The organism is Marinomonas sp. ATLA20, from assembly GCF_057180105.1.
This window is the reverse complement of record NZ_JBXUKU010000005.1, coordinates 96301-110720: the sequence shown is the minus strand read 5'-3', so window position 1 is coordinate 110720 and position 14420 is coordinate 96301. Positions and strand designations below refer to the sequence as shown.

At 43.1% G+C, this 14420-nt stretch carries 11 protein-coding genes; 1 reads left to right on the top strand and 10 read right to left on the bottom strand.

What is annotated here, in order from left to right:
* Positions 1 to 29: 29 nt before the first annotated feature.
* The 3 genes from AC2A4J_RS10140 to AC2A4J_RS10130 form a co-directional block, all read right to left on the bottom strand.
* A complete protein-coding gene (locus AC2A4J_RS10140; RefSeq protein ID WP_484175917.1) occupies positions 30 to 848 on the bottom strand; it encodes a hypothetical protein in 819 nt (272 codons plus the stop codon).
* Between the two features lie 174 nt (positions 849 to 1022).
* The gene (gene ribA / locus AC2A4J_RS10135; RefSeq protein WP_484175916.1) at positions 1023 to 1631 is read right to left on the bottom strand and encodes a GTP cyclohydrolase II; all 609 of its coding nucleotides are present in this window, start codon (positions 1629 to 1631) and stop codon (positions 1023 to 1025) included.
* A gap of 108 nt (positions 1632 to 1739) precedes the next feature.
* Positions 1740 to 2213 (bottom strand): Lrp/AsnC family transcriptional regulator, encoded by a 474-nt coding sequence (locus tag AC2A4J_RS10130; protein ID WP_255824893.1) that lies wholly within the window; start codon positions 2211 to 2213, stop codon positions 1740 to 1742.
* Positions 2214 to 2426: 213 nt separating this feature from the next.
* On the opposite strand from AC2A4J_RS10130, the gene leuA reads away from it, so the two are divergent.
* Positions 2427 to 4100, top strand: coding sequence for a 2-isopropylmalate synthase (gene leuA, locus AC2A4J_RS10125; RefSeq protein WP_484175915.1), 1674 nt, complete (start codon positions 2427 to 2429; stop codon positions 4098 to 4100).
* Between the two features lie 86 nt (positions 4101 to 4186).
* On the opposite strand, the gene AC2A4J_RS10120 is transcribed toward leuA, so the two are convergent.
* The 7 genes from AC2A4J_RS10120 to AC2A4J_RS10090 all read right to left on the bottom strand — a co-directional run bounded on the left by AC2A4J_RS10120 (position 4187) and on the right by AC2A4J_RS10090 (position 14115).
* Complete coding sequence (locus AC2A4J_RS10120) at positions 4187 to 5110, bottom strand: GGDEF domain-containing response regulator (RefSeq protein ID WP_484175914.1); 924 nt, start codon at positions 5108 to 5110, stop codon at positions 4187 to 4189.
* Complete coding sequence (locus AC2A4J_RS10115) at positions 5110 to 8886, bottom strand: response regulator (protein ID WP_484175913.1); 3777 nt, start codon at positions 8884 to 8886, stop codon at positions 5110 to 5112. The genes AC2A4J_RS10120 and AC2A4J_RS10115 overlap by 1 nt, the downstream gene beginning before the upstream one ends.
* A 119-nt stretch (positions 8887 to 9005) precedes the next feature.
* A complete protein-coding gene (locus AC2A4J_RS10110; RefSeq protein WP_255824898.1) occupies positions 9006 to 9257 on the bottom strand; it encodes a hypothetical protein in 252 nt (83 codons plus the stop codon).
* A 202-nt stretch (positions 9258 to 9459) separates the two neighbouring features.
* Positions 9460 to 10848, bottom strand: coding sequence for an ABC transporter ATP-binding protein (locus AC2A4J_RS10105; protein ID WP_484175912.1), 1389 nt, complete (start codon positions 10846 to 10848; stop codon positions 9460 to 9462).
* Positions 10845 to 11627, bottom strand: coding sequence for an ABC transporter permease (locus AC2A4J_RS10100; RefSeq protein WP_484175911.1), 783 nt, complete (start codon positions 11625 to 11627; stop codon positions 10845 to 10847). The genes AC2A4J_RS10105 and AC2A4J_RS10100 overlap by 4 nt, the downstream gene beginning before the upstream one ends.
* A complete protein-coding gene (locus AC2A4J_RS10095; RefSeq protein WP_484175910.1) occupies positions 11624 to 12559 on the bottom strand; it encodes an ABC transporter permease in 936 nt (311 codons plus the stop codon). The genes AC2A4J_RS10100 and AC2A4J_RS10095 overlap by 4 nt, the downstream gene beginning before the upstream one ends.
* Positions 12559 to 14115 (bottom strand): ABC transporter substrate-binding protein, encoded by a 1557-nt coding sequence (locus AC2A4J_RS10090; protein WP_484175909.1) that lies wholly within the window; start codon positions 14113 to 14115, stop codon positions 12559 to 12561. The genes AC2A4J_RS10095 and AC2A4J_RS10090 overlap by 1 nt, the downstream gene beginning before the upstream one ends.
* Positions 14116 to 14420: the final 305 nt, after the last annotated feature.

Here is a 14420-nt window from a genome sequence, read left to right as displayed (position 1 = left end):
TACTTATTAATATCCGGCTCATCATTATTCTACCGAGAAGCTTTCGCCACCATAGAATCCGGTTTCGCCCAACGCACCGCATGCCCTTCAATGGTATCAAGTCGCTCTTCTATTTCTTTTCGAGTAAAATAAACGGATGGTGACGAGGTTAAATCCGCGATGGTATAAAAAGGCAGACCTGTAATTAGAGTTGAACTTTCAGAACCATTCGAGTTTTGTATTGCTCTGGGAAACAACCCCAACCAATAAAAGTATGGGTTGTTATCTAACTCACTCTCTAGCTGAGCAATCTTTTTGTGACGCTCCTTTTCCGCTTTCAACGTAGCGTACTTCTGACGCCAGTAATCCACTTTAAGCGGGCTCTTCTCCAAGCCTTCACCATTTTCATAACGCGTAATAACACTCTGTATGGCTTCCAAGTCGCCTCCTTCCGCTTGTGCCAAATCCGTCTGTACCGCTTCCTTCGCAAGACGCTCTTTCTCAAGAGCCAATTTTTGCGCGGCTTCGGCTTCTCTTTGTTCTTTCATCGCCAAACCATAGGCCGTTAAACTAGTTTCTTGTGGCATGGAGACGCGAACCCGCTGGGGGCGGTCAGAAGTCGCATCCACTTGCTGGAAAAACACTTTCTCTTGCTCTTTATTAATCTGTTGCACCGCTTTTATTTGATAAGAACCTTCTTGTAACACCATGGCCTCACGGGCAAAACCCGAACATTCAAATTTCAATTCGTCATTAACATACACTTTGGCACCATTAGTGTTTTCCTGACAATAAATTCCGATTAATGCATTGTCAGCCATCGCGACTGATGACACTACAGCAAGTAAAATAAGAGATGTTTTTTTCATAGCTGACTCCATTACCGCGTAAATTTGTGACAGTAATTTTTCAATCTACCTAGTTTTTCTGTCAGGTATCAGTCAAGACTACTCAAAAAAATACACAGAGTCCAAATTATAAAGACACAAAAAAGCCCCTTTCGGGGCTTCGGCAACAAAATTTAACATTTTCACCAAGACGTATTAATCAAATTTCAAAGTGTGTAACTTGCGCTTCGCTTTGGTTTCAAGATAGGAACGGTTATGTTGATTCACATGCACCTTAGTCGGAACCAATTCGGCAACATCAATACCGTGTTCTATAAGCTGTTGGGCTTTATCTGGGTTGTTTGTTAACAAGCGCACCTTAGAGACCCCAAGAGCTTGCAACATCTCCGCAGCAATACCAAAATCTCGACCATCATCAGGCAAATGCAACATTTCATTGGCTTGATAAGTATCATAACCTTGATCCTGCAAAGCGTAGGCTTCTAATTTTGCATACAAACCAATGCCACGACCTTCTTGACGCAAATAAAGAATATAACCACCTTCTTCATTTATACGATCTATCGCTTCATCAAGCTGCTCGCCGCAATCACAACGACCAGAACCAAATACATCGCCAGTTAAACACTCTGAATGCAGGCGAACCAATGGAATGCTGTCGTCGCCCTTTTCCTGTGTACCCTCGAAAAATATCCCTATATGTTCTTTGCCCGAGTCATCGCCATTAAAGGAAATGAATTCAGCCATTACGTCGCCCGCCCTGACGGGAATCATCACTCGACGTTTAATTGTCAAATCACTCATACTACTTCTCTACTAGGGATTTTCTTAACTTTACGTATTTATGTAAGTATAACGCGCATTAATTTGGTCAAAAGCAAAAATATCAATGCTAAATAAGGAAATAACGCTTTAAATCAAATGATCTAGGGGTAAAGAAGTACTCTCTTTCACACTGCGCAACAAAAAGCTTGATTGCACACCAGTCACACCAGGTATACGCGTTAACTTACCTAATAAGAAATCATGGTATTTTTCCATGTCTTCTACCACGACTTCTAGTAAGTAATCACAGTTTTGTCCGGTCACTAAATTACAATTTCTTACTTCAGGGAAATCGTCTATCTCATCTTCAAACACACTAAAACGATCTGGCGTGTGTCGGTCCATACTGATCTGCAAAAATGCCGTTAATTTTAACCCCAAACTCGACTTTTTCAGAATAGTGACTTTACGATCTATCACTCCGATTTCTTCAAGCGCTTTCACTCGACGCAAACAAGGTGATGCAGAAAGGCCAACCCGATCCGCCAACTCCTGGTTGGTTAAGCTAGAATCTTGCTGTAACTCACGCAAAATATTCAAGTCGATTTTATCAAACCCCATATCACCAGCTCCAAATCACTAATTTAATCAGCCATCACGCAATATAATGCCACACAAATTGAATTTTACATAAAAAACGCAATCTTTTACTCATATTTTTTGGTTACACTATAAAAACTGAAGAAACAAAGAAACATTTAAAAACTAAGCGTCTACTCGAAACGCTCTAATAACAACGGGGTTTACCGACCCCTTATTAATAAGGACAAAATCATGTCGTCTTTTGACCATACGAAATACTCGCCATTCAAACCCGTCGCCATTACAAATCGTACCTGGCCTGACAACGCAATCACTAAAGCCCCTATCTGGTCTAGTGTCGACCTGCGTGATGGCAACCAAGCATTGGTAGAGCCAATGACTGTGGAACAAAAGAAACAATTTTTTGCTCTACTTGTTGATGTTGGTTTTAAAGAAATAGAAGTTGGCTTTCCTGCGGCCTCGCAATTGGATTTTGACTTTGTTCGCTGGTTGATCGAAGAAGACCAAGTGCCAGACGATGTATACATCCAAGTATTAACTCAAGCACGCCCAGAATTGATTGAGCGCACTTATGAGTCACTAAAAGGTGCAAAGAAAGCCATTGTCCACGTTTACAACTCAACATCTACAACACAGCGTGAGCAAGTGTTCCGTATGGACATGGAAGGCATTAAGCAAATCGCAGTTAATGGCGCAAAATGCGTAAAAGAACACGCAGCTAAACACCCAGAAACAGAATGGGTATTTCAGTACTCTCCTGAAAGCTTCACTGGCACAGAAATCGACTACGCTGTAGAAGTCGTAGATGCCGTTGCTGAGGTTTGGCAGCCAACACCAGACAACAAAATTATTATTAACTTGCCTGCTACGGTAGAAGTATCCACTCCTAACCGCTACGCAGACCAAATTGAGTATTTCTGCCGTAATGTTAAACAGCGCGACAGCATGATTGTCAGCTTGCACACACACAACGATCGTGGTTGTGGTGTTGCTGCAGCAGAATTAGGCGTAATGGCTGGCGCAGACCGTATTGAAGGCACATTGCTAGGTAACGGTGAGCGCACAGGCAACATGGACATCGTTACTATGGCGATGAACATTTACAGCCAAGGCATTGATCCAGAGTTGGCGTTAGGCGATATGGACCGCATCATAAGTGTGGTTCAAGCTTGCACCTTGCTACAAGTTCATCCGCGTCACCCATACGCAGGCGAATTGGTGTTCACCGCTTTCTCTGGCTCTCATCAAGATGCGATTAAGAAATGTTTGGCCAATCAAACAGATGACAAACCTTGGGACGTGGCTTACTTGCCAATCGATCCTCGCGATGTAGGTCGTAGCTACCAAGAAGTTATTCGTGTGAACAGCCAATCAGGTAAAGGCGGTGTTGCTTATACTCTTGAACAAGAATACGGTTTGGCTTTGCCTCGCTGGTTGCAAGTAGAATTCAGCCCAATTGTTCAGCAGTTTGCTGAAAAAGACGGCGGTGTTGTCAACGCAGAATCCATGAAAGAGCTATTTGAAAGCCACTTCATGACAGGATCAACGCCTTATAAATTGGGTAAATATGATCTAGCAAAAGACGATGTAGATACCGTTCACGCCGAACTTATTGGCAACAACACCAGCGTTAAAATCACTGGTGATGGCAACGGAGCCTTATCTGCTTTCAGCGAAGCTCTAGGCAAACACTTCAATATGCGTGTGGACATTATCCAATACCAAGAGCATGCATTGACTGTGGGCAGTAACTCTCAAGCCATTGCTTATGTTCAAGCCAATATTGATGGCGATCGCTTTAATGGTGTTGCTATAGATAACGATATTGTATCCGCATCTATTCAAGCTCTGTTGGCAACTATAAACCAGAAAGTCGCTCAGACAGAAGATTCTGCGGTTGCTTAATTTAGTCGTTAGTTAAAAAAGGCCGAAAAATCTAATGATTTTTCGGCCTTTTTTATGAAGACATTTAGCTGGCGACAAACAAGCCACTAGGAATGAATAACCACTTTGTTTCGCCCCGCCTCTTTCGCCTCGTATAGAGATTCGTCTGCGCGCTTTAATAAAGCAGCCTTCCCCTCCAGTTTACCAGTGTACATAACTACACCAACACTCATCGTGATGGGGATTTCAATGCCTTCATAGCTTACTGGCTGTTCTGCAATGATCTTCCTATAACGATCAAATACTTTAAAAACATCATCTTCTTTAACATTATGCAGAATAATACCGAACTCTTCTCCACCCAATCGACCGATGATATCACTGTCTCTTAGGGCTATTTTAATTCGCTTTGACACTTCAACTAAAACAGCATCACCAGCCTCATGTCCATGGGTATCATTAACGTCTTTAAATTTATCAAGGTCAAACATCGCCAATGCCATGTGCACACCATAACGGCGAGTGAAAGAGATTTCTCGATCTAGAACAAGCTCAAAAGCACGACGATTGGAAACACCTGTTAAGTGATCTGTTGATGCTAAATGCTCAAGGGCGAGATTAGTTTCAACAAGTCGACGCCTCATATCGGCAATACGCTGCATTGCTAACATTTTTGCCGACAACACTTTTTGGCTAATAGGCTTCATTAGGTAATCATCGCCACCAGCTAAAATAGCCCCTTCTATATCATCGTCTTCGGCGCTGGCGCTTAAAAAAATGACTGGCAACCACTCTTGCTTCTGCTGTTCTTGTATTTTACGAATCGACCTAACCGCATCAAAGCCATTCATGTGAGGCATTTGGACATCCATTAGGATCAAATCCAAATCGTCAGAATTTGCCACAAACTGATCAATAGCTTCTTGACCATTACTGGCTTCTATTGTTCCATAGCCTAGCTTTGACATGTGAAGCTTCAGCAACAATCGATCCGTGTTGGTATCATCAACAATTAACACTTTCATTGGCATTAAAGCATAGCCTGTAGTTTATTTTTCACATTCTGATACATTGCTAGAATCTCTCGCAGTTTAACATCTAGCTCCGGAACATCACTCTGACGACCTTCCTGCTCAAGTTGAGCCGCCATTGAAGACATCGTCATAGCACCAACATTTTGACTCACTGATTTTAAGCTATGAGCTAATCGCGCAATGGAACTGCAATCTGCCTCACCTTCATGATTCAAGATTTCATCAAAAGAATTAGTAATGCTATCTGCGTCTTCGTAAAAAGCATCAATTAATAATACAAAATCTTCTCCAAGCAATGTCTTTAATTCGTTAAGTACCGATTCATCAATAATGTCATCTGATGGCTGAATAGCGAAAACAGAGCCGTTCGACAACTCGTTATTATCGGAAGAACTCTCTTGTGATTCATTATTGTTCGGCATCCATTCATTCAACATATCTATAATCTCCTTCTGCTTAAAAGGCTTCGGAACTAAGCCATCACCACCAGCACGTAACACTTCCGACAAGGTTTCCGGCATAACATCCGCGGATAATGCTATGATAGGGACCCGATTGTTATGGCTATTTTTTTCAGCTTGCCTAATACGGCGCATAGCTGACAGTCCGTCCATAATAGGCATATGTAAATCCATAAAGATTAGATCGGGCTTATGTAATTCATACATTTCTATGCCAATAGCGCCATTTTCGGCACCAATGACATCATACCCCATTCTATTAAGAATACCTTGCGCAACAGCCATATTAGCCTTCATATCCTCAACAACTAAGATAAGACCTTTTTTATTATCAACAAGATGTCGAGTTTCGTCATCATGGCTCTCTGAATAAGCAACCTGGCGCCCTAACATATTTTCTGACAACGCTGCCACCATGCATTGCTTCAAGGCCAAAGCATCCACGGGTTTAGCAATGCATATATTGATACCTGCAACAGACAACTCGTGCTGTGTTAGCGAACCAGCTGATGACATCATAAGAATGATAGGCTGGTATAAAGAACCGCTCATTTCCCGAATCGCTTTCGAAAGCATCAAGCCATCTATTTCTGGCATCATGTAATCGATAATAACCAATTGATAAGGCTCACCTTGATCAATCGATTGCTTAATCAGTCCTAAGCCTTCAATAGGACTGAGTTCAGTGTCCGCATAAATATCACAAGATTTCAGCTGATTTTTGAGTATAGCTAAGTTGGTCGAATTGTCATCGATAACTAGGGTTTTCTTTCCAAGTAATAAGCGCTCATCAACTATAGTCTCAATATGCGACATGGCATGACTTTCGGGTAATGAAAGCGCTACTTCAAAAACAGACCCTACGCCCAACTCGCTTGACAAAGAAATACTACCATTCATCAATCCAATTAATTGTTTCGTAATAGCAAGCCCTAACCCAGTGCCACCAAACTTACGCGTTGTTGAACTATCTGCTTGAACAAACGCACTAAACAACTGTGGTTGAATATGCTTTGCAATGCCAACACCAGTATCCGCTACACCAATAGTAATGCTAGCCACACCCTGCTGATCAACCTCACCTTTAACGGATACCAATACATGGCCAGAACCAGTAAACTTGATCGCGTTACTAATCAAATTAATCAAAATCTGCTTAACTCGATACGCATCCCCCACAAGAAAACGTGGGCACGATTCATCGTACTCTACCAATAAATCAATACTTTTCTCTTCCGCCTTAGGCAGCAGTAAACGCACCACGCTATAAATAACTTTTTCTAAATCGAAATCAACCCGCTCAATAGAAAGGTGACCTGCCTCTATTTTAGAAAAATCCAGCAAATCATTAATTAGGCCCATAAGCCCTTCGCCAGACTCTTTGAGTATGCCTAACTGCGTTTTTTGCTCCGAATTCAAGCTGCTACCAGAAAGCAGCTCAGCCATACCTAGCACACCATTCAAAGGTGTTCTAATTTCATGACTCATAGTCGCAAAGAAATCACTTTTTGCTTTACTCGCGGCAACAGCTTGATCACTTGCCTTTCGTAGAACCACTTCTGTTTCTTTTCGAGAAGTAATGTCCATATTCACACCCACAAGATGTGATGCATGGCCTTTTTTATCGAATACTATGGCTCCATTGGACTTTAAATAACGCACTTGACCATCATTGCGCATGATTTTGAAATCAAAGTCTAACTCCTCAGAAATATGCGATGCATTTTCTTTGCTCGTAAAATACGCACCACTGTCTTCTAATCCAGCAAACACACTTCTTAATCTGGCTTTATCTTCTGAGTAAACGCAATCGTCCCAAACCTGCTGCGGCGGCTCTCGCGAACCAGCTACAAAGCCATAAAGTCGATACATCCAGTCATCCCAATGCAGGGTATTTTCTCGCAAATTAAATTCCCAGACCCCAATGCCAGCCGCATCGGCCGCGATAGACAAACGTAAGTTGGTGTCTATCATTTTTTGCTCAACTTCCAAACGCTCTGTTACATCACGAATATGTGCAATATACCCACCTAGACTGCCGTCAGGGTTACGAATCATGCTGCCAATCGTTTCGGTATGAAAAATTTTACCCTGTTTGCTTTTGTAGCTAACGCGATAGCGGTTCAAAACATCTTCGACATTATCCTTGTAGGCTCTAGCTTGCAGAATAAAATCACTTTCATCAGCGTACAGAACTTGAGTCGACTTCCCTTTTAGATCATCAAGGCTATAGCCAAAAAGATCAGTGAATGCAGGGTTAAGCATTTTGATATCGCGATCTCGACCAACTAGGACGATTGCTTCTGGCGCATGTTCAAAAAGGGACTCAAAGAATATTTTTTGCTCACGCAGCTCACTCTCATATTGAACTTGTACATTTCTATCGTAGGAAAGCGTCATCTCATTACCAACCCATTGGGCAAGCAACTTCATTACCTCATAATCGTCTTCGCCAAAAGGCTGACTTTTAGGTTCTGGACTCGAAAAATTTAGTGTCCCCCAACGCTCTCCATTAACATAAAGCACAACACCAATATAAGCCTCTAATCCAAACCCCTTATAACAAGGGTGTTCTTTAATATCGCTAAGCGCCGTATGAAAATAGGAAGTTGGTAAATCACTGTTAAGAGTATGTACACAATAGGTGTTACCTAACTCAAACACGGCGCCAGGCAACACCTCTCCGTTTGGAGTATGGCTGTACTCAACTTGATAAACATCGCCCTTAATCGAACTAATAAGCCCTATAGGTAAAGCAAAGTGTTCGACACCAACTTGCAGAATTCTTTGTAGCTTATCATCCAAGGACAAATCAGAATTAGCCGTCACGTCATGCAAATGCTTCAACGTCTGCAACATTCGTTTTTGTGCGATCGCTTCATAACCCATTGACATAGATTTGCTTTTAGAAAGTAACGAAGAGGATAACTGGTCTTCAGACGAAATCACTAACGTTGAAAATAAATCGACTAGAGTAGTCACATGTTCTTCACGCAAACGTTCTTCCATTACACAAGGAGCGTCACTTAACAAACACAATCGAACCTCATCAGTAGACACTGTCTCTATGATGCAGCTAGACAGGCATGGAAAATCAGAGAATAACAAAGATAACGAAGGCGTTTTTTTTATATCAAGATATCGAGAGGAAGGTAATTCACTAAAGCGAGAAATACCATCAATCAGGTCATCATGAGAAAGTGTACCAAGCTCGCCAGATAACACCACTCTCCCATCACTAAAAAGCAATCCTGCACAAGGCATCCCCAAAAGAGACCTGGCTACTTTTAAGGCCGCCTCAAATTGACTCATTCATTTCCCCTTGGTTCGCCATATTATAAAAGCCATAGGCAACACTGATAAATGTATTACCCTGTCTTATAAAACATAACAGAAAATGAAAAATCTACTAGACAAAATTTTTCTGTGAATTATGGAAGTAATTTGTCAATCAAAACACAGTCTTTGGTGTCATTACGACTTGCTTTTACTTTGTCTAAAATCTTTTGCGCGACCTCTTTTTGACGATCTGAAATGTATTTGGAATCGACTGTTTTTTGAACATTACCTAAATAAGCATTTAACTTAGGTGTGCAATAATCATCAAATGCCAAGGCGCTAGTAGAAGCAAAAAGTGCCACTGTGCTAACTAAAGCAAGGGGAAGTGAGGTCTTGAACAACATATAACTTTCCTGAACAGGCTATTTAATTAAAAAATTAGACCATAGACTGAATCAAAGTGAAACCTAAAGCAGTCTTCTAACTAAGCATTTACATGTTTAAATCATGAAGCCGCAGTATGAAAACACCCTGTTACGAACATTGAACGGAAAGCACCGTATTATATAGCGATCAGTTCAATGCAGTAACAAGGTATATAGACTGTTAAATACGAATCACCTGATGACAGGTTTTCTGCACCAATGCCGCATCATGGCTAACCAATAACACCGCACAATTTGCCTCACTGGCCAATTCCACCAATAAAGCAGTCACCTCTTTTGCTGTAATCGGATCAAGGCGAGACGTTGGCTCATCAGCAAACAAAAACACAGGATCCAATAACAAGGCTCGCAGAATCGCAAAACGCTGTAGTTCACCACCAGACACCGCCAGACAATTACGCACTAGAATGCCTTCCGGTAAATTCAACCGCTGCATTAACGGGGCAATCCGTGCTTTATCAATACCATGTAAATTCACCACATCATCAAGCAGCTGACCCAGTGTAACGCTAGCTGAAAACGCCGAGGGCGGATCTTGATAGAGTTTCAGCCACTGATGTGGCTTAGCGGTTTTATTAGAACGAGTCAGCTTGCCCGAAGAAATAGGCAGCAAGTTAAGCAAGGCGTCACCAAGAGACGATTTACCACAACCACTATCACCAACAATACCAACTACTTCGCCCTGCTTGATAGAGAAAGACAAGCCATCAAATAAAGTCCTACCACCTCGCTCTAATCGCAAGCTGTCAGCCACTAACATATCGTCAGCGTCACTCTTACGAATCGTTGGCGCCATATCTGACCAAGCACTGGGCTCGGCAGCGATCAACTCTCGTGTGTAATCGTCTTTTGGATAATCAAGCACTTGAGTGGCTTCGCCTTGCTCGACTAAACGACCCTCTTTCATTACCAGTAGCAAACCACCCAACTGACGGGCTACCGACACATCGTGAGTAATAGTCAGCAAACTGCCTAGATTCGAACGAGCCTGCAGCAGCTGCACAATGCCATCACGACGAGATATATCCAGCCCTTTGGTTGGCTCATCAGCCAAAATCACATGCGCACCACCCGCAGTAGCCGCTGTAATAGCAAGACGTTGCGCCATACCGCCAGACAATTCATCAGCGCGTTTATGGCCATTATCCGCCAAACCAACATGGCGTAAATCCTCTTCGGCCATCGCTAGCGCTTCCTGCGGGTCTTTCTCACGCACGAATTGATATACCTCTTTGACTTGATCAATGCCCTTCATTAACGGATCAAGAGAATGCCAAGGCTCTTGCGGTAACATGACCATTTCACGTCCCCACAAAGCTTGACGCTCTTCAATCGTCATCGCCTTACCAAATACCTCTATGCCTCCAGAGACACTCAAATCAGTAGGCAATAGTCCCATGATAGCTTGCGCTAACAAGCTTTTACCTGACCCCGTTTGACCCAGTATCGTTAACGGTTGACCTTGCTTTAACTCCAAAGAAATTGGCTCTAACAAACAAGAGTCGCCCACATAAACCGCTACATTGGTTAATTTCAGCAATACACTCATGTTCGCTTCCCTGCCAATAAATGAAATGAAAACACCATCAAAGCGACAACAACCAAAGGCTGCGCTAATAACCAGGGCGCTTCGCTGTAATACGGAAACAATTCAACTGTCATTAGTCCCAATTCAGCCAACGGTGGCTGAATGCCTACGTAGACAAAACCAAGCGACGCCATAGTTAAAATCGCATTCGCGCCACCAAAGGCCGCCAAAGTGAACACAGAAGGTGAGATAGCAGGCCAAATATGGCGTTTAAATTGATACCATCGGCCAAAGCCCATCATCTGGGAAGACTGTCTTGCAGGACTTTGAATGACGCCCTGAGTCACAGCTCGAACCACGCGGAAATATTCGACCCATTGCACTAAAGAAATCGCCAAATACAAGACCAAAAAAGACCCCGGCGCAATAGCAGCAAACAACAAAACAACCACCAAGCCTGGCAAGGCGAGCAAAATATTAACGACCACACCCATGGCATGATCGATCTTTTTGCCACCCCAAACAGCCCACACACCAAACGCAGTACCGACCAAAGAAGACGTCAGTACACACAACACACTCAAGGCAAAAGATAAACCAATCGCATGCGCCATACGTGTCATCATACTGCGACCAAAATGATCTGTACCGAGCCAATGTGCCGCAGAAGGCGGCTCCATAATGGCATTTAAATCTTGCTGAGAGATGCTATAAGGCGAAAATACCATGCCCAACAACGAGAACGCCAATAAGGCCAATAAAATAAACAGGCCAACCCATTGGGATTTATTCATTTTCATAATGTTTTCGCCCCTCTTGGATCAATCCATAAACAGATAACATCCACCAAGGTATTTAACAAAACGAACAGAACCCCCATCACCAAAGCCGCGCCTTGTATAACTGGAATATCACGGGCAAAAATCGCATGAGCCAAACCATGCCCAATTCCTGGCCATGAAAACAATGACTCAATCATCACAATCCCTTCAATCATGCTCACTAACTGGATGCCAAAAAACGCCACCACTGGCACCGCAATATTGCGCACACCATGCTGTCTAAATGTCTGCCAAGCAGACAATCCTTTCACTTTCGAGAATTGATAAAACGCCGCAGCAAAGGTTCGTTTGGCAGAATCTCGAACCACACGATTGGACACCGCAGCCAAGCTCAACGCCAAGGTAAAAGCGGGCAAAACCAAATGCGCTGGCGTACCAAATCCAGCCACAGGAAACCAATTCCAATTAAGAGCAAACAACAAAATGAACAATACGCCTAAAACAAACACCGGCATGGCTCGAATCACACTGGATAAACTCATTAGAATCGAATCAAAAGGGTTTCCTCGCCATGCACTCAGCAATCCCAACGGCACAGCTATCAAAACCGACACCATCAAACCAGCAAACGCCAACATCAAAGAGTGCCCTAACATATGCTGAACCGTGTCCATCACGGGCAAACCACTGACTAATGAATCGCCTAATTTAAATTGCAGAAGATCCGCTAACCAATGCCAATAAGCCGTCAAAGCACCTTGATCCAAATTCAACTCTGCGCGCACCAAAGCCGCCGCGTTAGAATCGACATTGTCTTGTCCATAGCGACTGGCGGCAATTCGATATGCCATGTCACCGGGTAGAGAGCGCATCAAAATAAAGGTTAGGGTTCCCACACCCCAAACCACAGTGATCAATTGAAGCGCCCTTTTTAAAAGCATGGCTTTCATTATTTTACAAACTCCATTTCATTTAAATAAAAGCTGCGCTCAAAAGGATCAAAGCGAAAACCTTTAACACGCTTATTCACCGATGTTTGCTGAACATAAGATGACACCGGAATCATTGGACGCTCATCAAAAATAATCTGTGCACTACGCTGTGCAATGTTTTTGTAGGTCGCAGGATCAGACGTTTCTTCTAGCGCCATCAAATCCGCACTTAACGCCTTGTTATTCCAGTTCATCGCGCCCCAATCACCGCCGCCATTAGAGCCAAAATCCGACAACATCACACCAAGCGGGTCGGCGATAAAGCCATAGTTACGCGCGATCAAGGCAACTTCTAACGAACCATCTTGATGACCCATTGGAATGGCGCTGGAATTGGTCACCTCAACCTTTGTATCGATACCAATCGCTTGCCACTGAGCCTGAATCGCCGTCGCAACCATGGTCAGTTCTGGTCGATCTGCATAGGTAATAATGGTCAGTTGGAATGCTTCACCGTCTCTTTCAAGCATACCGTTTGAATTCTTCTCCCACCCCAAAGACGCCAATAAAGGCTCGGGCGTGCCTGCTTCAGCTTCCGTTTTGCTGGTGACATGACTTAAGTGCCAGTTAGACATAGATGCCGGCAACAGTTGCTCTGTTTCTGAACCTGGAATTCGTAAAATACCGTTTGCGATACCTTGGCGATTGATCGCTAAGCTCAACGCTTTACGTGCTTTAACATCTTTCATAAAACGATGACCACTGTTTAGCTTCAATACAATGGTTCTTGGGATCGGGTTAGAGTGAACTTCCAAGCTAGGCAAACGCTTTAATGAAGGTAAACTGGCAGGATCCAGGCCAAAAACGATATCTGCTTGACCACTTTTCGCCTGCAGGACACGGCTTTCAGCGCGATGACCAGTTAGATAGCTAGCAAAAGGGATGCTGGCTTTCTTTCCCCAGTAATCCTCAAACTTCTCTACCACCAACTTATGCGGAGGCGAAAATTGATACAACTGATAAGGACCAGTCGCCGACAACGCCAACACATCACCGTCTTTGCCATAAGCATCAGGAGACAAAATACCATTCGCATAATTCGCCAACACAGCTCCCAGTAAGGTATAGGGGCTAGACAAGGTAATTTTCACCTTATTACTACCCTCTGCACGAATACTATCAATTGGCGCCTTCTTTAAAGCGCCATGTTTAGATTGTGCAATCGTCAAACTGTTCACCACCGCATCGGCATCCATTAAGCTGCCGTCGTGAAAATGTACGTTACCACGTAGCTCAAATGTCCAAGTTTTAGCATCATCACTCACCTGCCAATTTTTCGCCAAGGCTGGAAGCAATAAACCGTTTTCATCTACATCGACCAAGGTTTCTAAAATCTGCATACGGCTATAAACAAAACCATTTTTAGATGGGTCTAAACTCGTGAACTCAAATGCAGCACTGACTGATAAGGTGTTGGTTTGTGTTGGTTGTGCAACCGCCACATTAGTAGAAACGACTGCTGACAGAAGCAATAACTGCGTCACTCTACGTAGAGGTTGGAAAAAGGTTTTCATAAAACTCGATCCTTAATTTTTAAACAATGAGGACGTTCACGGCAAGGTGACGTCCACAAGACAAGAAACACTACTCGAAATAATATTGTTATGATATAACATAATTAGTTTTGTAGGCAAGCCTCAACTCTTCTATAAACAACAACTTACGTGGGTTTTCCTATCGCGAGTAAAGCCAAAACATGAGATTTAAAAACATGGGACTTAAAAAAAGCGCATTAAGCCAATCGGCCTTACATAGACTTGTATTAACCAGTTTTTTAGTTTTCGCCCTTTGGATGCTTATTATCTGGGCGGTAGCTTTA